Origin of the sequence: Exiguobacterium sp. UBA6309 (assembly GCF_002439205.1) — a bacterium.
Lineage (GTDB): Bacteria > Bacillota > Bacilli > Exiguobacteriales > Exiguobacteriaceae > Exiguobacterium_A.
This window is the reverse complement of record NZ_DJTL01000025.1, coordinates 250,546-271,038: the sequence shown is the minus strand read 5'-3', so window position 1 is coordinate 271,038 and position 20,493 is coordinate 250,546. Positions and strand designations below refer to the sequence as shown.

General features: G+C 46.3%; 20 protein-coding genes and 1 riboswitch. Of the genes, 14 read left to right on the top strand and 6 right to left on the bottom strand.

Annotated features, from left to right (window positions below; genetic code table 11):
• Positions 1 to 88: 88 nt before the first annotated feature.
• Together B3M90_RS07825 and B3M90_RS07820 are read left to right on the top strand one after the other, a co-directional pair.
• Entirely contained in the window at positions 89 to 274 is a 186-nt protein-coding gene (locus tag B3M90_RS07825; protein ID WP_214852695.1) for a hypothetical protein, read from the top strand.
• The gene (locus B3M90_RS07820; RefSeq protein WP_290783249.1) at positions 240 to 1,127 is read left to right on the top strand and encodes a MazG nucleotide pyrophosphohydrolase domain-containing protein; all 888 of its coding nucleotides are present in this window, start codon (positions 240 to 242) and stop codon (positions 1,125 to 1,127) included. The genes B3M90_RS07825 and B3M90_RS07820 overlap by 35 nt, the downstream gene beginning before the upstream one ends.
• A gap of 39 nt (positions 1,128 to 1,166) precedes the next feature.
• On the opposite strand, the gene B3M90_RS07815 is transcribed toward B3M90_RS07820, so the two are convergent.
• The 4 genes from B3M90_RS07815 to B3M90_RS07800 are packed head-to-tail and all read right to left on the bottom strand — an operon-like array spanning position 1,167 to position 3,947.
• Positions 1,167 to 2,357 (bottom strand): aminotransferase, encoded by a 1,191-nt coding sequence (locus B3M90_RS07815; protein WP_035406082.1) that lies wholly within the window; start codon positions 2,355 to 2,357, stop codon positions 1,167 to 1,169.
• Positions 2,354 to 2,851: an Lrp/AsnC family transcriptional regulator gene (locus tag B3M90_RS07810; protein ID WP_035406085.1), complete on the bottom strand. Its 498-nt coding sequence runs from the start codon at positions 2,849 to 2,851 to the stop codon at positions 2,354 to 2,356. The genes B3M90_RS07815 and B3M90_RS07810 overlap by 4 nt, the downstream gene beginning before the upstream one ends.
• Before the next feature lie 4 nt (positions 2,852 to 2,855).
• Positions 2,856 to 3,650, bottom strand: coding sequence for a glycosyltransferase family 2 protein (locus B3M90_RS07805; RefSeq protein WP_214852701.1), 795 nt, complete (start codon positions 3,648 to 3,650; stop codon positions 2,856 to 2,858).
• A gap of 57 nt (positions 3,651 to 3,707) precedes the next feature.
• Positions 3,708 to 3,947 (bottom strand): NifU N-terminal domain-containing protein, encoded by a 240-nt coding sequence (locus B3M90_RS07800; protein ID WP_035406091.1) that lies wholly within the window; start codon positions 3,945 to 3,947, stop codon positions 3,708 to 3,710.
• 461 nt (positions 3,948 to 4,408) lie between these two features.
• On the opposite strand from B3M90_RS07800, the gene B3M90_RS07795 reads away from it, so the two are divergent.
• From B3M90_RS07795 to B3M90_RS07755, 9 genes are all read left to right on the top strand, one after another.
• A complete protein-coding gene (locus B3M90_RS07795; protein WP_290783247.1) occupies positions 4,409 to 6,676 on the top strand; it encodes a ribonucleoside-diphosphate reductase subunit alpha in 2,268 nt (755 codons plus the stop codon).
• A gap of 18 nt (positions 6,677 to 6,694) precedes the next feature.
• Positions 6,695 to 7,183 carry a flavodoxin domain-containing protein gene (locus B3M90_RS07790; RefSeq protein WP_290783245.1) on the top strand — a complete coding sequence of 163 codons (489 nt, stop codon included), beginning with the start codon at positions 6,695 to 6,697 and terminating at the stop codon, positions 7,181 to 7,183.
• Complete coding sequence (locus B3M90_RS07785) at positions 7,152 to 8,195, top strand: ribonucleotide-diphosphate reductase subunit beta (protein WP_214852703.1); 1,044 nt, start codon at positions 7,152 to 7,154, stop codon at positions 8,193 to 8,195. Before B3M90_RS07790 ends, B3M90_RS07785 begins: the two co-directional genes overlap by 32 nt.
• A 924-nt stretch (positions 8,196 to 9,119) precedes the next feature.
• Positions 9,120 to 9,512, top strand: coding sequence for a S1 domain-containing post-transcriptional regulator GSP13 (gene yugI / locus B3M90_RS07780; RefSeq protein WP_012371159.1), 393 nt, complete (start codon positions 9,120 to 9,122; stop codon positions 9,510 to 9,512).
• A 136-nt stretch (positions 9,513 to 9,648) separates the two neighbouring features.
• Positions 9,649 to 10,815, top strand: coding sequence for an iron-containing alcohol dehydrogenase (locus tag B3M90_RS07775; protein ID WP_290783242.1), 1,167 nt, complete (start codon positions 9,649 to 9,651; stop codon positions 10,813 to 10,815).
• 113 nt (positions 10,816 to 10,928) lie between these two features.
• Positions 10,929 to 12,278: a glucose-6-phosphate isomerase gene (locus B3M90_RS07770; protein WP_035406105.1), complete on the top strand. Its 1,350-nt coding sequence runs from the start codon at positions 10,929 to 10,931 to the stop codon at positions 12,276 to 12,278.
• A gap of 172 nt (positions 12,279 to 12,450) precedes the next feature.
• A complete protein-coding gene (gene ytkD, locus B3M90_RS07765) occupies positions 12,451 to 12,924 on the top strand; it encodes an RNA deprotection pyrophosphohydrolase (protein ID WP_035406108.1) in 474 nt (157 codons plus the stop codon).
• Positions 12,896 to 13,660 (top strand): alpha/beta hydrolase family protein, encoded by a 765-nt coding sequence (locus tag B3M90_RS07760; protein WP_290783240.1) that lies wholly within the window; start codon positions 12,896 to 12,898, stop codon positions 13,658 to 13,660. The genes ytkD and B3M90_RS07760 overlap by 29 nt, the downstream gene beginning before the upstream one ends.
• Before the next feature lie 166 nt (positions 13,661 to 13,826).
• The gene (locus B3M90_RS07755; protein ID WP_214852709.1) at positions 13,827 to 15,080 is read left to right on the top strand and encodes an EAL and HDOD domain-containing protein; all 1,254 of its coding nucleotides are present in this window, start codon (positions 13,827 to 13,829) and stop codon (positions 15,078 to 15,080) included.
• A 26-nt stretch (positions 15,081 to 15,106) separates the two neighbouring features.
• Here B3M90_RS07755 and pckA read toward each other — a convergent pair whose 3' ends face one another.
• The gene (gene pckA / locus B3M90_RS07750; RefSeq protein ID WP_214852712.1) at positions 15,107 to 16,675 is read right to left on the bottom strand and encodes a phosphoenolpyruvate carboxykinase (ATP); all 1,569 of its coding nucleotides are present in this window, start codon (positions 16,673 to 16,675) and stop codon (positions 15,107 to 15,109) included.
• A 234-nt stretch (positions 16,676 to 16,909) separates the two neighbouring features.
• A riboswitch (SAM riboswitch) is annotated at positions 16,910 to 17,036 on the top strand.
• A 128-nt stretch (positions 17,037 to 17,164) separates the two neighbouring features.
• On the opposite strand from pckA, the gene metK reads away from it, so the two are divergent.
• The 3 genes from metK to B3M90_RS07735 all read left to right on the top strand — a co-directional run bounded on the left by metK (position 17,165) and on the right by B3M90_RS07735 (position 19,782).
• The gene (gene metK, locus B3M90_RS07745) at positions 17,165 to 18,373 is read left to right on the top strand and encodes a methionine adenosyltransferase (protein WP_214852715.1); all 1,209 of its coding nucleotides are present in this window, start codon (positions 17,165 to 17,167) and stop codon (positions 18,371 to 18,373) included.
• Between the two features lie 137 nt (positions 18,374 to 18,510).
• Positions 18,511 to 18,999 carry a GNAT family N-acetyltransferase gene (locus tag B3M90_RS07740; protein WP_214852718.1) on the top strand — a complete coding sequence of 163 codons (489 nt, stop codon included), beginning with the start codon at positions 18,511 to 18,513 and terminating at the stop codon, positions 18,997 to 18,999.
• Between the two features lie 78 nt (positions 19,000 to 19,077).
• Complete coding sequence (locus B3M90_RS07735) at positions 19,078 to 19,782, top strand: serine aminopeptidase domain-containing protein (RefSeq protein ID WP_035406117.1); 705 nt, start codon at positions 19,078 to 19,080, stop codon at positions 19,780 to 19,782.
• A gap of 50 nt (positions 19,783 to 19,832) precedes the next feature.
• On the opposite strand, the gene B3M90_RS07730 is transcribed toward B3M90_RS07735, so the two are convergent.
• Positions 19,833 to 20,429 (bottom strand): class I SAM-dependent methyltransferase, encoded by a 597-nt coding sequence (locus B3M90_RS07730; RefSeq protein WP_290783422.1) that lies wholly within the window; start codon positions 20,427 to 20,429, stop codon positions 19,833 to 19,835.
• Positions 20,430 to 20,493: the final 64 nt, after the last annotated feature.

The window sequence follows — 20,493 nt, the reverse complement described above, 5'->3', positions numbered from 1 at the left end:
AGCAACACCTCTTACTGGATTATGTAGAATTGATATCATCATATCATGTTTAGGTAGGGAACGAGTCATTCAAAAGGAGGAGAAAACGATGCGTAAAAGAGAAATCGGATTATTTGCTGCATTGATTGCTGCGACATCCGTTGGAATCCGAGAATGGAAGAAAAATCAGGCGTTTGCCAAACGCGTCAAACAAGAGACGGAGGCGCAAGTACGTCAAGCAATCGTGGGGGATCAGACAGATGGAACAGATGAAGACACTGCAACAAAAGGTTGATGCGACGATTCGTTCACTCGGAGGTTATTTTCGACCACTCTCTGGTCTCGCACGCTTGACCGAAGAAATCGGTGAAGTCGGTGAAGCACTCGAACAAAGAGATCAAGAAGCTCTTCGTTCAGAACTTGTAGACGTTTTGATGATCTCGACGTGTCTTGCCAATCAATACGTGACGGATCTTGCGGTGCAACATGAGGCACTCGGAACGGTAAACGATGATCAGGACGGTTCCTTTTATCGACTTGTGCATGAAGCTGGTCAAGTCGCACGCGTCATGAATGGGTACGAAGGGGATAAACCGCCTAAAGCGAAGGATACAATTATTCCAATCGGTCATTCCATCGCACGTCTGCAACGGGAATTATTTCGTTTAGCACGACCGCTACAACTCGATTTACTGTCGGAAATCGATCGGACGAATGAAAAGAATCTCAAGCGGGATAAAACACGCTTTGCGTTGACACGTGACCCTATCACGGAAGAGACGATTGATCACTTCCGGAGTGCGACAGGAAGTGAGGCACGTCTCTGGGGAGCACCTATTTATGAGGATGATCAAACATTAGCGGGTAATATGGAGGCGGCCCTCCCGTCGCTTCGACGATTCCTCCGCTGTGCGCCGATTGAGGGAATCGAGGCGTTCGTCTTCGAGGCACCGATGGAACGATCGCGTAGTTTAGTCGAAGTGAAAGAATTAGCAGATGAAATGGGGCGCTTGATCAAAGAGCGGACACCACTTGATTTCAAGGACTCACCGTATCGGTTAGAAGTTTTTGCGCCACAACTCGGTCCAGTCTCACCGTATCATGCGGAAGACGACTATCGGATGTTTCTTGTCTTCTATGTCGATTAAAAAATAAGCCGCCTGCTCGTTTGAGCAAGCGGCTTATTTTTAGTGTGAGTGAGACGATGTTGTCTCATCCTGAGTCTGCCATTTTTTCATGAAGCGCTGAATGCGCGCGATGGCTTCTTGCAGTTGCTCGATTGAACTCGCGTAACTTGCCCGGACATAGCCTTCACCGCTTGCTCCGAAGACGGATCCTGGAACGACAGCGACGCGCTCAGCGAGCAACAATTGCTCGGCGAACTGCTCACTCGTCAGCCCAGTATGACCAATGTACGGAAAAGCATAAAAGGCACCGCCTGGTAAGTGCGTCGGAAGACCCGCATCATTTAACGCCTTGACGAAGTAATTCCGGCGTTGGCGATAACTTGTCACCATATCAGGGACTGTCTTATGACGAGAACGTAACGCTTCGATACCCGCGAATTGGACGAGTGTTGGTGCACACATCATTCCATATTGGTGGACCTTCAGCATCGATTGCGTGATCGCAGGTGGTGCGCAAGTAAAGCCGAGCCGCCAGCCCGTCATCGCGAAGGCTTTCGAGAAACCATTGATGATGATCGTCCGCTCCCGCATACCAGGAAGGGTCGCAAAACAAATCGCTTCTGTTTCGTAGGATAGCTCCGCATAGATTTCATCACTGATGACATATAAATCATGCTTTTGAACAAGTAACGCGAGGTCCGCTAACTGATCGCGTGTCATCGTCGAGCCTGTCGGATTCGATGGGAAACAGAAAATGATTGCTTTCGTTTTGTCCGTCAGCAACTGTTCGATCGTTTCCGGTTGAATCGCAAAACCGTCTTCTGCGTGACATGCAGCGGCGACAGGAATTCCTCCAGCAAGTTCGATCAAGGGGGCATATGAAACGAACGCCGGTTCAACGACGATGACTTCATCTCCCGGATTGATCAAACTACGAAACGCAAGGTCAAGTCCTTCCGAAGCTCCGGTCGTGACGATGATCTCTTCCGTCGTCGAATAGGAGATGGCGAACTTTTCTTGCATGTAAAGCGCGATTTCCTGACGTAACTCGAGTAAACCGGCGTTAGCGCTGTATGCTGTGTAGCCCTGTTCAAGTGCTGCAAAGCTTGCTTCTCGGACGTTCCATGGCGTGACGAAATCGGGTTCACCGACACCAAGTGAGATGACATCTTCCATCGATCCAGCTAAATCAAAGAAACGACGAATGCCGGATGGAGCTAGCTGTTCGACACGTGTTGATAAAGATTTCATGGAGACACCTTCAATCGTTTGTCGTCATCATCCTGACTGAAGAGAACGCCATCGTGCTTATACGTCTTTAAGCGGAAATGGGTCGTCGTCGAGATGACGGAGTCGAGTGTCGATAATTTTTCAGAAACGAATTGAGACACTTCTTGTAGCGATTTGCCATCAAGTACGACTTGTAAGTCATATGCGCCTGACATCAGATACAGAGATGTCACTTCCGGGAAACGATGGATTCGCTCTGCGACTTCATCAAAGCCGCGTCCCCGTTTTGGTGTGACCTTGACATCGATGAAAGCTGTCACGCCGTGATGGGCATGAATCTTTTGCCAGTCAATGACGGCGGTATAGCCGAGTAGGACACCGTCACGTTTGAATGTTTCAATCGAAGCAGCTACTTCTGACGCTTCCCAATCGAGCATCTGCGCAAGTAAGTTTACGTCCATCGGACCATTTTGTGTTAATAGTGCTAATAATTCGAGTTGTTTTTCGGTGTACATGGAATCACTCACTTTCTGTCAATTGACCATTGAAGGTACGACGTGTCTGTCGCAGTCGTGCGCGTCGTTCTTCCTGAACGATATGGAAGTTCTTCATTTCACGTGTCGGAAGTTGATGTTTTTCGACCAGGCGGTCAAAATAGACGCGTCGCGTTGCGTCTTGTCGTGCCGACTCATGATTGCCGGACGGGTTGAAGGCGTACAGGACGGTTGCTCGTGCCGGATGTAACACTAAATGATCCTTACCGACGCGTAAAATCCAGTCCCAGTCCCAGTAGTTGAAGACGTCTTCATCAAACAGACCGAGTTGATCGTGGAGCGATTTACGGTAGAGCGATCCGGATGGAATGTACGTCGAGTCTTCTCGCATCGTCTCCGGATCATACGGGTACGCGAACGGTTCGGAATGAAGTGCAATCCGGTGACCGTCTTCCCAGCGATACGTAAAGAGCTCCGCGTCCGTATACGTTAGATCCGCGCCGGCTTCGAGATCACCGACCGCTTCTTCGAGATGACTCGGTAATAAGAGGTCATCGTCATCATGAAGTAAGATATACCGACCGGAAGCGAGTATGACACCGTGATTTCGAGCACGGACGTGATGATTTTCAGGTAACTCGACATATGTGATCTGCAGACGATCCTGATAGGCAGAGGTCACTGCTGAGACATCGTCGCCATTATTGTTTAGAACGATGACATCGAAGTCCTGATAGTGTTGACGTGTCAACGCTTCTAGCGCTTCTGCTAGTTCGCGAGGACGATTGTATGTCGGGATGATGATGGATACGGTTGGCATCAGCGATCGCTCCTTGAACAAAGACACCTGTTCAGGAACAGGTGTCTTCTTGTTTTTTTACATGTTTGCTTCGATACGTGGTAGCAGCTCATTCCATTCTGCTTCTGGTTCTTTCGTGACCGTCACGAAGTCGCCGTAAGCGAATAGATTATCAATGCCATCGATAGCGATCAAAGATGCGAGCAACGTATCTTCCGGTGTATCTTCTTTTTTGACACTCGTACTTTTTGCACCGAAGCGCTGTTCCTCGAGCGTGATTTTGACGGAATTCGGGTTTGGTGTGTAATCGACTTGCATAGGTAAGCTCCTTTCAACGTACATACGTATATGCCATATGTCATCTTTTCGTGATAGTTGGATTCAATCCTTCTTCCTCCAAACGGAAGATCGATACGTTCAGTATATCAGAAAATTCGAAGAGAATATTTTTCTTCTGATAGGAGAAATGACTCATCTTTATTTTAAGAGTTCGCGTGAACTTATAATATGTTTTACTCGCTATCTCAATATATCTCAAAAGGCGTCATGATGCCTTTTTCAAATTGTTTGACCTGAATTTCAAAGCAAGGGGTTATTTTTTTAGATTTCAGTGATAACCTATATCTTGTACATTAACAGGTTTAAAAACGTCTAAAACGTCTATATATAGAGTGATACTTGTAGAGTTCTTTCTATATGTAGGACGTCTTTTTTTAGTTTAGCGTATTTCATAGTGTAATGCGAACCTGTTTAACGATAGAGAATGGGAGTGGTTCATAGTGGCATCTCCACTGAATACAGCACGCATCTTTAAGGGTGCAATGACAATAGAAGACGTATATGTCGTGATTCGACAAGCGACGGAAACGTATCCGGAACTTGATATCGACCGCTATACAGAACGTGCCATCCGAGCGCTTGAAGGAAAATCCCTACAAGCTGATCAAGTCTATGAACTGTTAACGATGCACGCACTCGATATGTTAAAGGCAGAAGAGCCGAACTGGACATTCGTAGCGACAGCGACTTACTTAAATCGGTTATATCTAGAAGCGGGTGAAAACCGCGGATATGCAGCGGAAGAACGATATGGTTCGCTGTATACATTGATTGAAAAGCTGACAGAAATCGGCATCTTCACGAAACATTTACTGGATGCGTATTCGAAAGAAGACATCAACGAACTGTCGGCAACGATTGATCCTTCCCGCGACCACCTGTTCACATACATTGGCCTTCGGACACTAGCAGACCGGTATCTTGCACGTGATCACGTTAAAAATTTGTACGAGCTACCGCAAGAACGATTCATGGTCATCGCGATGACGCTGATGCAGAACGAACCGAAGGAACGTCGTTTAGAGCTCGTCAAAGAAGCATACTGGGCATTGTCGAACCTCTACATGACGGTCGCGACACCGACGCTTTCGAACGCCGGTAAATCATATGGTCAACTCTCATCATGCTTCATCGATACAGTCGATGATTCGCTACGCGGCATCTATGACTCGAACACGGATGTAGCGACACTTTCTAAGGGTGGCGGCGGAATCGGTGTCTACATGGGGAAAATTCGCTCACGTGGATCAGACATCAAAGGCTTTAAAGGTGTTTCAAGTGGTGTCATCCCATGGATGAAACAATTGAACAACACGGCAGTCAGCGTCGATCAGCTCGGTATGCGCCAAGGATCAATCGCCGTGTATCTTGACATCTGGCATAAAGACATTCTCGAGTTCTTAGATGCGAAGCTCAACAATGGGGACGAGCGACTTCGGACACATGACTTGTTCACGGGCGTTAACTTACCAGACCGCTTCATGCGTGCTGTAGAAGCACGAGAAGACTGGCACCTGTTTGACCCACACGAAATTCGGACGATTATGGGCTTCAGCCTTGAAGATTATTTCGATGAGACAGAACAAGGCGGTAGCTTCACGGAAAGATACGAAGCATGTGTCAATGAACCGCGTCTCAGCAAAAAAACAGTTCCGGCAATCGATCTCGTCAAACGCTATATGCGTTCACAACTTGAGACAGGGACGCCATACATGTTCTTCCGTGACGCCGTTAACCGTGCGAATCCGAATAAACATGCTGGGATGATCTACTCATCAAACCTGTGCTCGGAAATCATGCAAAACATGAGCCCGACGACCGTGACAGAAGAGTACACGGAAGATGGTAAGATCATCGTCACGAAGACACCAGGGGACTTCGTCGTCTGTAACTTGTCATCGATCGCGCTTGCACGTGCGGTTCGCTCTGACGTCTTAGAACGATTGATTCCAATTCAAATGCGGATGCTTGATAACGTCATCGATCTGAATACGATCGATGTCCCGCAAGCGCAATTGACGAATCAAAAATACCGTGCCGTTGGTCTTGGAACATTCGGTTGGCACCATCTGCTCGCGCTTGAAGGTATCCGTTGGGAATCGGTCGAAGCGGTGCAATACGCAGACCGTCTCTACGAGAAAATCGCTTACTTGACGATCGATGCGTCGATGCAACTTGCGAAAGAGAAAGGCGCGTACCGTCTCTTTGAAGGTTCAGAATGGCAAACAGGAGAGTACATCAAACGTCGCCACTACAAAACGACGGATGAACTCGATTGGGATCGTCTCCAAGCCGACATCACGGAGCACGGGATGCGTAACGCTTACTTGATGGCAGTCGCACCGAACTCATCGACGGCAATCATTGCGGGAAGTACGGCATCGATTGATCCAATCTATAAAAAAGTCTACTCAGAAGAGAAGAAAAACTATAAGATCCCAGTTACCGTTCCGGATTTAACACCGGAAACGAACTGGTTCTATAAATCAGCGTTTGAGATTGACCAGTTATGGAGCATTCGTCAAAATGCTTCGCGCCAGCGTCACATCGACCAAGCGATCAGCTTCAATCTGTACGTGAAAAATAACGTCAAAGCAAAAGAATTACTCGAGATGCACATGGAAGCATGGCAACTTGGGATGAAGACGATCTACTACACGCGTTCGACGACGGTTGAGATCGACGAATGTGAATCGTGTTCATCATAATATAAGGAGGACGATATCATGAAGGCAGCAATCGTATACGCGTCATTGAGTGGAAACACGGAGGAGGTGGCAGAACTCGTCGCGAAGACGTGTTCTGAGATGGGAATCGAGCCGACGATGTTGTTTGCGGACGAAGTGACGACGTATCAGTTAATGCCTTATGATATCGTCTATTTTGGTTCGTATACGTGGGGAGATGGGCAATTACCCGACGATATGCGCGACTGTCTTAGAACGGTTTTGAAGGAGAGCACGCATGCGATTCCGCAGGCAGCTGTTTTTGGAACAGGGGATAAGATGTTCGTGAAATATTGTCGCGCCGTCGATGAGATGGCGTATCACCTCTCGAAATTCGGGATCCCGCTTGCCGGAGAACTGTTGAAAATCGAACAGTCGCCACGCAATCGCCCGCATCTCGTCAAGGAATGGACAAGACGGACCATTCTTCAATTACAGCATGAGGGGGTCGAAGCACATGGAACAGCTACAAAAAATCAAACTGCTTGATGCACGTCATCCAAACCGCGCGACAGCGATCATCGGTGGCGAAACAAGTGCCATCGTCAATTGGAATGATATTGCCTATCCACAGTTTTACTCGATCTACAAACAACTGTTATCGAACTTCTGGATTCCAGATGAGATTTCAATGTCAAAAGACATGCAACAATGGAATCAATTGAGTGAACGGGAACAAGATGCATTCAAACGAATCATTGGGCTACTCTCGATCCTTGACTCGGTTCAGACACGTTATATTTTGGAATCAGCGATGTTCACATCAGACTCATCCGTTCATGCGATTCTCGCCATCATCGCGCAACAGGAAGTCGTTCATAATCAATCGTATAGCTACGTCTTATCCAGCTTAGTTCCATTGGCTGAACAAAACCGGATTTTCGATATCGCAAAAGACGATGACATGGTCATGAAGCGTAATGCATTCATTCTTGATTTATACGAAGATTTCCAAAATAACCGGACTCCAGAGAACTTCGCGAAATCACTCGTTGCTTCAATCGTTCTTGAAGGGATCAACTTCTATTCTGGCTTTGCTTTCTTCTATAACCTAGCACGCCATCAGAAGATGGTCGGAACATCGACGATGATCAGCTATATTCAACGTGATGAATTGCAACACTCGTACTTCATCAGCCAGTTATTACGTGCTGTCTTGTCGGAGCATCCTGAAATTGATGCAGATGGCTCATTCACACAATTCGTCTACGACACGTTTAAGCGTGCCGTGGATCTTGAAATCGAATGGAGCGAATATGTCTTGCGTGATCTAGACGGTCTGGACGTCAGTGAAATGCGTGACTATGTCAAATATCTTGCGAATAAACGCCTTCGCGTCATCGGTTTGTCGGACCTCTACGAAGGACACGACGAAGACGTCATGCCATGGATTCGGGCATATTCAGATGATTCGATGAACGCGACGAAATCGGACTTCTTCGAACAAAAATCACGTTCATATGCGAAAGTAACGGATGCGAATGGATTCGACGATTTGTAAGTGAAATGAAAAGCATGTGGAAGGGACTAACTGATAAAGTTTTGTTTACACTATTCAGTTAGTCCTTTTTCTAATGGTTGAAATAATCGAAAATTCAGATATCAGAGGAGGTGGTCCGAAAAAGTGTACAAAAAAAAGCAGCTGCGAAATCGCAACTGCTTAGTACGGCAGTGAAGAATGACCTTCAACTGCGCGTTGCACTCATGCTGTACGCCAATACAACATGAATAGAGGTAGTGTTTAAATACTTAATTTATACGATACTACATATGCGTATTCGGGTAAAACTTTATTTGATTGATGTTGCGAGTCATTCTTCCCTGCTAAAAGGGAAGGAGGTAACTACAAATGTGTATCCTTACTTCGCATCAACGAGCGGCTCATTTGGTACGTGGACATTTTCGTCGCGATAAATGGATTGAAGAACACTTTCGTTCAGGTTCGTTTGTGAACGGTCATTGTCAATTACGATTTGATTTTTGAGTAATTAATCAACCGTCTTAAATTGTGATTGCTTCACAAAGAGAATTCATATAACCTAGGACAGGTGAGGTTCTGCTCGACTCCTGCGGAAAAACAAGTCATCATGACCCTGGAAGATGCGACGCATCTGAAGCGGCATGAGGGCTTGTCCGCGGAAAGCGAGCAGACCGAGACTGTCCGTTTTTTTTGATAGTCTTATCTGTTATTCGTCTTTCTCGTTTCAAGCATTACTTTTCTTTGTCACTTAGGTCAATTGAGTAAAAGAACAAAAAAAGGGCCGAACTCGGAAAGTTCGGCAGAATCAGGGGGAATACTTGAAGTCTTGCTACTAAAATGTTCCCTTGTGAAATAAAAAATAAACAAATTCCAAAAATATTTTTTACGATACAAGAAAAGTGTGTTATTATAAGTTGATGAATTTAGTTAGGGAGTGTATACATTATGGCAAACTTTGAAAAAGACCAAGTCGTTACTGGTAAAGTAACTGGTATTCAAAACTTCGGTGCTTTCGTAGCACTTGACGAGCAAACACAAGGTCTCGTCCACATTTCAGAAATCTCACACGATTACGTAAAAGACATCAACGATTACGTAAAAGTTGGCGATGAAGTAACTGTTAAAGTTCTCGACATCGACGAAGCTAACAAAAAAATGAAGCTTTCGATCAAAGCAACTCAGGAAGCTCCAAAACGTGAAGCACGCGCGAAAGGTCCACGCAAAAACGCTGGACGTCGCGATGCAGGTCCTGCTTTCAAACAAGAAGAAGCACCTGGATTCAACGTTCTTAAAGGTAAATTGGAAGAATGGATTGAAAAATCAAACTTCCAAAAATAAGCCACATGAGAGAATCGACATCGGTCGGTTCTCTTTTTTTTTGCGATTGTTACATGCAATAAGCATTAAATTAGATGCGAAAGGGGAATGTGTGGATAATGTAAGGTGTTCATTACTTAATGAGGAGGCAACACAGATGGAAAACTTTGAATATCGCAATCCAACAAGACTTATTTTTGGTGACGGTCAAGTCAGCCAACTGAAACCACAACTCGAATCACTTGGTGCGAAGAAAGTCATGCTTGTGTTTGGCGGCGGAAGTATTAAACGTAACGGCGTCTATGATGATGTCACACGTGAACTCAATGCGGCAGGAATCGAGTACGTCGAATGCGACGGTGTCGAACCGAACCCGCGCATCGAAACTGCAGAACGCGGAATTAAAATTGCACGTGAAGTAGGCGTTGACGCACTACTTGCACTTGGTGGCGGTTCTGTCATCGACTGCACGAAATTGATCGCAGCAGGTATCCCGTATGAAGGCGAAGCATGGGATCTCGTCATCGGTAAAGCGACACCAAAAACAGTCATTCCATTCGGAACAGTCTTGACGCTTGCAGCGACAGGTTCTGAGATGAACTCAGGATCGGTCATCACGAACTGGAAAACACAAGAGAAATATGGTTGGGGTAGTCCGCTTACGTACCCAACATTCTCAATTCTTGATCCAAAATACACAGTCAGCGTACCGAAAGATCAAACGATCTACGGTATCGTCGATATGATGAGTCACTGTCTCGAACAATACTTCCATCCTGCACATGCACCGGTTCAAGAACGCATGACAGAAGGTGTCATGAAAGCAGTCGTCGAAGCAGCACCAAAACTCGTTAACGATCTCGAAAACGTGGAACTTCGTGGAACGATTCTCTTCGCTGGTACGATGGCGCTCAACGGTGTTCTTCAAATGGGAGCACGCGGCGACTGGGCATCACACAACATCGAACATGCTGTCTCGGCTGTTCATGACATCCCACATGCAGGTGGACTCGCCATTCTCTTCCCGAACTGGATGCGCCACGTACTCGATGAATCAAACGCACATCGTTTCGTCACACTCGGTGAGAACGTCTTTAACGTCGACACGGAAGGTAAATCAGAGATGGAAGCAGCACATGCGACAATCGACGCGATTAGTGCTTTCTGGACATCACTCGGCGCACCAAACCGCCTTGCGGATTACGACATCAAAGAAGATACAGTCGATTCAATCGTCAAGTCAGCAATGACTCGTGGTGACTTCGGAAACTTCAAATCACTCGGAAACGAGGATGTTCGTCAAATCGTGACAGCTGCCCTATAACAACTCGTAACATTTGCTAATCTTTTCACAAAAGACTTGAACGACCTTCCTTCTTGCGTTTTAATGAAAAGGAAGGTCGCATTTCGTTGCGAATGAATAAGGAGGACGATGGCATGTCAACAGTACGTTTTGATTATTCGAAAGCCCTACAATTCGTAGGTCAACATGAAGTAGAACACATGACGGAGACCGTAAAGACGCTCCACCATGCGATTCATGCAGGAACAGGTGCAGGAAGTGATTTCTTAGGATGGGTAGATCTTCCGACGAACTACGATCAAGCGGAGTTTGCACGTATCCAAGCGTCTGCAGAAAAAATCAAGTCGGATTCTGATGTGTTGCTAGTCGTCGGAATCGGCGGTTCGTATCTCGGTGCACGTGCGGCAATCGAGATGCTTGGACACTCATTCCATAACTTGTTATCAAAAGACGAGCGTAAAGCACCACAAATCATCTATGCAGGGCATAATATCTCATCAACGTATCTGCATGATTTATTTGAAGTACTTGAAGGAAAAGATGTATCGGTCAACATTATCTCAAAATCAGGTACGACGACAGAACCGGCAATCTCGTTCCGTCTCTTGAAAGCATTCATGGAAGAAAAGTACGGTAAAGCAGAAGCGAAACACCGGATTTACGCAACAACGGACAAAGCCCGCGGTGCATTAAAAACACTCGCAGATTCTGAAGGATACGAAACATTCGTTATTCCAGATGATGTCGGCGGACGTTTCTCTGTGTTAACGCCAGTTGGTCTATTACCGATCGCAGCAGCAGGAATTTCGATCGAAGAGTTAATGCAAGGGGCACGTGACGCACAAGAGCGCTACGCGAGCGAAAACCTAGCTGACAACGAAGCGTACCAATACGCAGTCGTCCGAAATGCATTGTATGCGAAAGGGAAAACGATCGAGCTACTCGTCAACTACGAACCAGCACTTCATTACGTATCAGAGTGGTGGAAGCAATTGTACGGCGAATCTGAAGGAAAAGACTTCAAAGGTATTTTCCCAGCAGCAGTTGATTTCTCGACTGATCTTCATTCAATGGGACAATATGTCCAAGAAGGTCGTCGTGATCTGTTTGAGACAGTCATTAAAGTCGGACAAGCGCGTCACGCGTTGACGATTGAAGAAGACGCTCAGGACCTTGATGGATTGAACTTCCTCGCAGGACAGTCGATTCAGTTCGTCAACGATAAGGCAGCAGAAGGCACATTGCTTGCACACACGGACGGACAAGTTCCGAACCTGACAGTCGAACTTCCAGAGATGACACCGTATCACCTCGGATTCCTGTTCTACTTCTTCGAAAAAGCATGTGCGATGAGTGGTTACCTCCTTGGAGTAAACCCATTCGATCAGCCAGGCGTCGAAGCGTACAAGAAAAACATGTTCGCTCTTCTTGGGAAACCAGGATTCGAAGCAGAAAAAGCAGAACTCGAAGCACGTTTGAAATAATACAAAACGACAGTCGATTGTTCCTTAGTGGAACATCGGCTGTTTTTTTACGTTCACGAGATGAGGACGAGTAATCATTTTCCAGATTTATAGGCAATCCTAGCGTTTTCACTTTTAGAATACCCGTGAAACAGGTAAAGTGAAGTTAGAAGAAGAAATGAGGTGCACGTACGTGATTACATTCTTGGATTATTATCAAAATCAAGTGGAGTTAAGTTTTGAGGACCATCCGTTCTCGGATCGTCCTCTACATGTGTGGGTCATTGCCGTGTACGAAGGGAAATGGTTGCTGACCCATCATAAGCAACGCGGATATGAATTTCCTGGTGGGAAGGTTGAACCGGGTGAAACGGCAGAAGAAGCCGCACGTCGTGAAGTGATGGAAGAGACAGGCGGGAAAATCGATTCCTTGAAGTATATCGGGCAATATCGTGTTGCCGGAAAAGGGGATACGATCATCAAAAATATCTACTTCGCACAAATCGAATCGCTGTCATCCCATTTGGCTGTAGATGAAACAGATGGTGCTTTTCTGTTCGAGGAACTCCCTGATCGTCTCGATACGAACCGACAATACAGTTTCATGATGAAGGACCGCGTCCTTCCGGAGACACTCCGTGTACTTAGCGAACGCCGATTGGTTTGAACTTCCGCGGCAAGGTCCGTTTCGGACGTTTCGGATGTTCTATACGACGGCAGACGGGGAGCGCGTCGGTGCCTATATCGTACTTCCGCAAGTCGCGAACGGACAGGGGATTCTCTACTTGCGAGGTGGCACACGATCTATCGGAATGGTTCGACCGACACGGCTGCTCGCGTTCGCGCAGGCTGGTTTTTTCGTCATGGCACCTTTCTATCGGGGAAACTTAGGCGGAACAGGAAAAGAAGATTTCGGATATCGGGATGTCGAAGACGCATGCAGTGCTTTCGATTGGTTGCAACAACGTGTCTCGCATGTTCATGCATTCGGATTTTCTCGTGGGGGGCAAATGGCATTACTTCTGGCTCATCATCGTCCAGTTTCGCGGACGGTGTCGTGGGCAGGCGTGACCGAGTTGACATGGACCTACGAGGAGCAGAAGACGATGCAAAAGATGTTGCGTCGCTATACGGGGGGGACACCAGACACCGTACCTGAGGCGTATAAGGTGCGCTCGCCGCTTCATATTGCTCCTCAAGGTGAAGTATTATTGATTCACGGTGCGTATGATGAGAACGTTCAGTTACGACATGCGACGGCTTATGCTGCACGTCATCCCGACCAAACCCTGCTTCAGACTTATGCGTATGCACATCAATTCCCGATCCATGAAAAATTACGTGTGACGCGTGATATTTTGACTTGGTTCGAGACAGGCATTTGGAACCGATATGATACATGATTTAAGCAATACGATGTTTGTCGTATTGCTTTTTGTATTTTGGAAGATGAAGCATAGAGATTGAAAAAACAGACCATTGATACATTGTAAAAAACAATAATCTCCTAAAAAGTAAACTTTGATATAATAGAAACCATCTGAGGACAATGGAGGGGGCAGGAGAACGATGGATATCTTATTAGCACGTCAACCCATCGTTAATCGAGTTGGATCAATTGACGCATTTGAATTATTGTATCGTTCGATTAAGCAAATGACTATTTTTGATGGAGATTTAGCGACGATGGATGTATTGACGAATACACTCGTCCATATGGGGGTGGAACATGTCGCGGAAGGAAAAAAACTTTTCGTCAACTTTACGTCAGATTTGTTGAAAAGTGATCTGATTCATTATTTAGATCCTAACCGATTCGTCATTGAAATTTTAGAGACAGTTGATATTGATACTGAAATGTTGTCTGTTCTGCATACTTGGAAAGAAGCAGGCTTCACATTAGCACTTGATGATTTTGTGACAGATTTACTTCGACAGTACGGAGCGGAATTGTTTGCATTGATCGATTTAATTAAAATCGACATCGAGGCAATTTCCCCTCGCGAGCAAAGTGCCATTTTGCATATCGTTCGACGTAATTATCCTCATATTAAGATGCTTGCTGAACGTGTCGAGACGCACGAGGATCATACACGTTGTCTTGAGATGGGGTATGACTGGTTCCAAGGCTATTTTTATGCTAAACCGATGCTGATGAAGGGGAAAGCTGTCCCACCACAATTGCCGGTGTTGTTAAAGATGCTGAAATGGCTTGATACGGATGAGAAGTACGATGAAGTCATTGACGAAATCGAAGCCAATCCGTATATCAGCATCCAGGTATTACAACTGATCAATTCTCCGGGAGTGGGATTACGCAATACGGTTAGTTCCGTTCGTCAAGCGATCTCACTACTTGGCTTTGCTCAACTTAAAAGCTGGATTTCGTTGATTGTCTTACGTGAAATGAAGCTCGCAAGTCCTTATGAATGGTCGAATGAGTTGCTGCGATCTTCCTTACATTGCGCAAAGCTCTGTGAGTTGTTTGCAACAGAAACAAGGACGCTGCAACAAGAGAGTGCCTATATGATCGGCTTGTTATCGCATATCGATGCGTTATTGTCCGTTGATATTGACGACATCATCGATCAATTGCCAATCGAGGAATCCTTGAAGATTGTCCTCCAAGGAAAAGACCATCCGTTCCGGGATTGTCTAGTGCTTGCGATCAGCGCAGATCGCGGTGATTTCGAACAGTTCGAATTGCTCAGTCAACGGTTAGGTGTATCACTTCCGCGAGCATATGCGTTACTGACGGAAAGTCAGGAGTGGCTTATGCAAAAAGAGATGCATCTTCAAGAAGAGACAGATGCCATTCTATAAAAAAAAAGAGCCCTGAGGCTCTTTTTTTATAGACATGGACCTGCTGACTTGATCGCATCCGTCGCACTTTCGAAACGAAGGAAATTATGTTGGAATTTCTCAGCAAGCGAACGCGCTTGTGTGTTGTATTCGTCAGGATTTGACCAGACGCGTACCGGATTGAGTAATTCACTTGGAACACCAGGAACTTCAAGTGGCATATGAAGTCCGAAAATTGGGTGCTCTTCTGTTGGAATCGTTGCAAGTGTTCCGTTGACGGCAGCGTTGACCATCGTCCGTGTATACGATAGCTTCATTCGACTACCTGTCCCGTAAGCACCGCCTGTCCAGCCTGTGTTGACGAGATAAACGGTCACACCGTGACGATCAATCAGTTCTCCGAGCATCGTCGCATACTTTTCAGGTATCAGTGGAAGAAACGGTGAACCGAAGCATGTCGAGAACGTTGCTTCCGGTTCCGTGATACCACGCTCTGTTCCAGCAAGTTTTGATGTATAACCTGATAGGAAATGATACATCGCTTGTTCTTTCGTCAACTTACTGATCGGAGGCAAGACGCCATACGCATCAGCCGTCAAGAAGACAATCGTCTTCGGATGACCAGCCCGTGATGGGACAGCGATGTTATCGATCGCTGTGATCGGATAAGCAGCACGTGTATTTTCAGTCAACGATGTGTCATCGTAATCAGGATGACGAGATTCATCGAGCACGACGTTTTCAAGGACAGTTCCGAAACGGATCGCATCAAAAATTTGCGGTTCTTTTTCGCGTGACAGATTGACCGTCTTCGCATAACATCCACCTTCAATGTTGAAGACGCCGTCATGCGACCAACCATGCTCATCGTCACCGATCAATTGACGGCTATCGTCTGCTGACAGGGTGGTCTTACCAGTACCGGATAGACCGAAGAACAAGGCGACGTCGCCTTCGTGTCCGACGTTTGCTGAACAGTGCATCGAAAGGACATTTTCTTGTGGTAAGAGGTAGTTCATGACGGAAAAAATCGATTTTTTGATTTCGCCCGCATATTCGGTTCCGCCGATCAAGACGATCCGGTGTTCAAACGACATGGCGATGAATGTCTCGGAATTCGTTCCGTCAACGGTAGGATCTGCTTTGAAATGTGGCGCGTAGACGACCGTGAACGGTTCGAAGGCAGCCACTTCAGGATACTCGCGTAAAAAGAGTTGTTTGGCAAACAGGTTATGCCAAGCGTATTGTGTGAGCACACGAACCGGAAGGGTGAAGTGCGTATCTGCCCCAGCAGCAGCTTCTGTGTAGTAGAGCTGATCGGCTTCGTTCATGTAACGAAGAACCTTTTGTAACAATTGTTCAAATTTGTCTCCATCCATCGGTTGGTTAACATGACCCCAATCAATGTGAGACTCGCAGGAAGAATCACGGACGATGAACTTATCTTTTGGTGAACGACCTGTAAATTTCCCCGTTTCTACAGATAGTGCGCCGTTCTCAGTAAGGACACCTTCTTCGTTTCGAATCGCATGTTCGACAAGTTCAGCAACAGATAGTTGTTTGAACACATGCTCTTTCTTGAGTAGTTCTTCGATATTCAGGACCGTCATCGGCATCCTGACCCCACCTTTCCCCTACGTTGGTTTTGGCTCACTGAATTTAGTATGACACATTTATTATATATGACATACTAAAGAGAGCGCAATCATTTTCTGGTGCTGATTTCTATTTATCTGGAAACGCTTTCAGCATTAATAGTTTAACATCTCTTTTAAAAAGTTTCGACTAGAATTTGAAACCTTGCTTGACAGAGTAGGTACAACTTTATATCATGTAATTCGTAACGGATACTCTTATTCTGAGCAGGTGGAGGGAACAAGGCCCGAAGAAACCCGGCAACCGTCCTACATTAATTCATATATTAATGAGGGAAAAGGTGCTCTCCTGAAGCGAAGTAAACACTTCGAACGATAAGAGGGTAAAGGAAGAACGCACAACCTTTCCCTGACCATTTTTTGGACTTGGAAAGGTTTTTTTCATTTTACCGTCCCACTCAACTAGGGGAAATGAGTACACCGTCAAATTCTTTTTTGGGAGGGTCATACATGACAAACCTTAATCGCCGACTATTCACGTCGGAGTCAGTCACTGAAGGTCATCCAGATAAAATCTGTGACCAAATTTCGGATTCAATCCTCGATGCGATTCTTGCAGCGGATCCAAACGCACGTGTTGCGGCAGAAACTTCTGTTACAACAGGTCTCGTTCTCGTTGCAGGTGAGATCACGACATCCACTTACGTCGACATTCCAAAAGTCGTTCGTGAAACGATTCGTGAAATCGGCTACACACGCGCGAAATACGGTTTCGATGCGGATACATGTGCTGTATTGACATCGATCGATGAGCAATCAGCAGATATCGCTCTTGGTGTCGACCAAGCGCTTGAAGCACGTGAAGGTAGCATGTCTGATGCAGAAATCGATGCAATCGGTGCAGGAGACCAAGGTCTTATGTTCGGTTACGCAACGAAAGAAACACCAGAACTCATGCCACTTCCAATTTCGCTTTCGCACCGTCTCGCACGCCGTTTGGCAGAAGTGCGTAAAAACGGTCAACTCGACTACCTTCGTCCGGACGGAAAAACACAAGTCACGGTCGAATACAACGAGAACAACGAGCCGGTTCGTGTCGATACGATCGTCATCTCGACACAACATGCGGAAGAAGTTACGCTTGAGCAAATCCAAGCTGATTTAAAAGAACACGTCATCACACCAGTCATCCCGGCTGAATACATCGACGCAGCAACGAAATTCTTCATCAACCCAACTGGTCGTTTCGTCATTGGCGGACCACAAGGAGATGCTGGATTGACTGGTCGTAAGATCATCGTTGATACGTATGGTGGATACGCACGCCACGGCGGTGGAGCATTCTCAGGTAAAGATCCAACAAAAGTCGACCGTTCAGCTGCATACGCAGCACGTTACGTCGCGAAGAACCTCGTTGCTGCAGGTCTTGCAGACAAAGCAGAAGTTCAACTCGCTTACGCAATCGGTGTCGCACACCCAGTATCAATCGCGGTTGATACATTCGGCACAGGAAAACTTCCTGAAACACAACTCGTCGAATTGGTTGCTGAAAACTTCGATCTTCGTCCGGCTGGAATCATCAACATGCTTGATCTCCGTCGTCCGATCTATCGTCAAACAGCTGCATACGGTCACTTCGGTCGTACAGATGTTGAGCTTCCATGGGAGCAAACAGATAAAGCAGCAGTTCTTGAAGAACAAGCAAAACGTTTCGCATAATCAAAAAGTCCGGAAATCCTACTTGGGTTTTCGGGCTTTTTTGTTTCCGCGGAACTTTGCAGGAAACGAATGTTTTTTCTAGAAAAGGGTAAAAGTACATGAGTCGATTTGTATGAGTATAAAGGGGGGTTCCGATTATGGAAATACGCGAAGCTATTCCAGCTGATGCAGGACGTATTCATGACATTGCTATCACATCTTGGATGGATACGTATGAAGAAATCTATTCCGAACGTTCGAAAGCGCATTTCGTGCAGGAGGCGTATCCGCAAGAAGAAGTCGTTCGTGCGATCCTGACAGCGGAAGAAGCACGGGGAGAGTATTTTTATGTCGGAATCATCGACGAGGAAATCGTCGGTTTCATTCATGCTGTTGATGTCGAAGGAACATGGGAGATCATTCGGCTTTACGTCCTGCCGGAATATCAGCAAAACGGAATCGGAAGACGTCTGATTCGTGAACTCGAACGACAAGGAGCCGTCCCACTCGAAGTCTACGTGGAAGCACGTAACTATAAAGCGCGTCAATTCCTGACCTCATTTGGTTTTGAAGAACTTAGTGAGATGACGGAAGAAGTGTTTGGGCAAGCGGAATCAGTCGTTCGTCTTCGCCATGTTGCCTCGTGAAATCCGTCTCGGGACGGTTTCGTTTGCGTTTGAAATAAGGTATCGTGAAAAGGAATTATGAAGTGAAGAGGTGAGTTTGTGGTTGAACAACCAACAGGAATCATCGTATTAGTCTATCCGTTACAACTGCGTGCCCGTCCGAGTGAAGCTTTGATTCGAGTACTCGAAAGAGAGTATGAAGTGTTACTCGTCGACGCACCACGTCGCATTTCGTTTGAAGAGCACGGTCAACTGTTAAAAGAAGCATTACGCGAAGCAGGAAAACGAAAGCTACCGATTCATATCATCGCCTGTAGCATGGGCGCACTCGTCGTCAATCGTCTATTGCAAGAATATGAACTACCAGTCGCAAGTCTTGCATTCGTTTCACCATTGTTTGATTGGCATCCGTCGAAACAACTCGGAGGTGTCAAACAAGTCTTCGCGAGTGCGTTTGATCGTTTCCGTCCCGATGCGCCACTCGGTACGTTGCCGTTTGGTCAAAGTACGGAAGATACCGTTCGCATCGGTGAACTGACGTATGCGCAGTACCGGGAAATCGAAGAAGAGATCGTCGTACATGACGAGGAACGAAAAAAACTGCCTCGTGTGAACTTGGCTTGTTTTTATGCACCGGACGATCAGTTCGCAGACGTCAAACTGACACTCGAAGTATGTCGGAAAATGGGTGGCGATCAGATTTACTTACAACGTTTACACGGTTTCCCGCATTTCAGCTTTGAACGGTTGAATACACGGTTTGCGGAAAAATTATTGTTGTTTTTTAAATTAGTCGAAGAGTGAAAAAAGTGATGGTTTCCATAGCGGAAGCCATCACTTTTTCATTTCTACTGTCAGCGCACTTTTTTCTCGATCGCGATGATGAACGGTGGATGATTCTGTTGATTCAAGAAGCGGTACTGAAGAACGGCGTAATCTTGCTGATCAAGGGCTGTGACGTAATCGAGGACAGCATCGCGTTCTCGTTTTCCTTCAAGATGACCGTGATAGACGACAAGGACGACAAGACCACCAAGTGCAAGGACCGGGAGGAGAGCGTCGAGTGCTTCGAGCGTCTCTTCACCTGTCGTCGTGATCGATTTATCACTTCCGGGCAAGTATCCGAGATTGAAGACGCCGGCACGAACAGGGCGTCGTTCGTTCGAAAGACGTGCACCAACATGGATATGACTTTCGTGATAAAGATCGACACGTTCTAACATTCCGGCTTCGTCGAGACGTCGTGTCGATTCCTCGATGGCTTGAGCTTGGACGTCGAACGCCAGGACTCTACCTTCTGGACCGACGCATTCTGCTAAGAACTGCGTATCATGTCCATTTCCGGCAGTCATATCGACGACGCAGTCACCAGGTTCGATGACGGACTCCAGTAATTGTTTCGTATAAGGTAGTACACGGGCAAGTGACATGGCATAGACTCCTGTTCCTATGGGCTGTTTTTCTCTTTATACATGATCATCGTATGTATGATTCCTCCTGCATTATACCATCTTT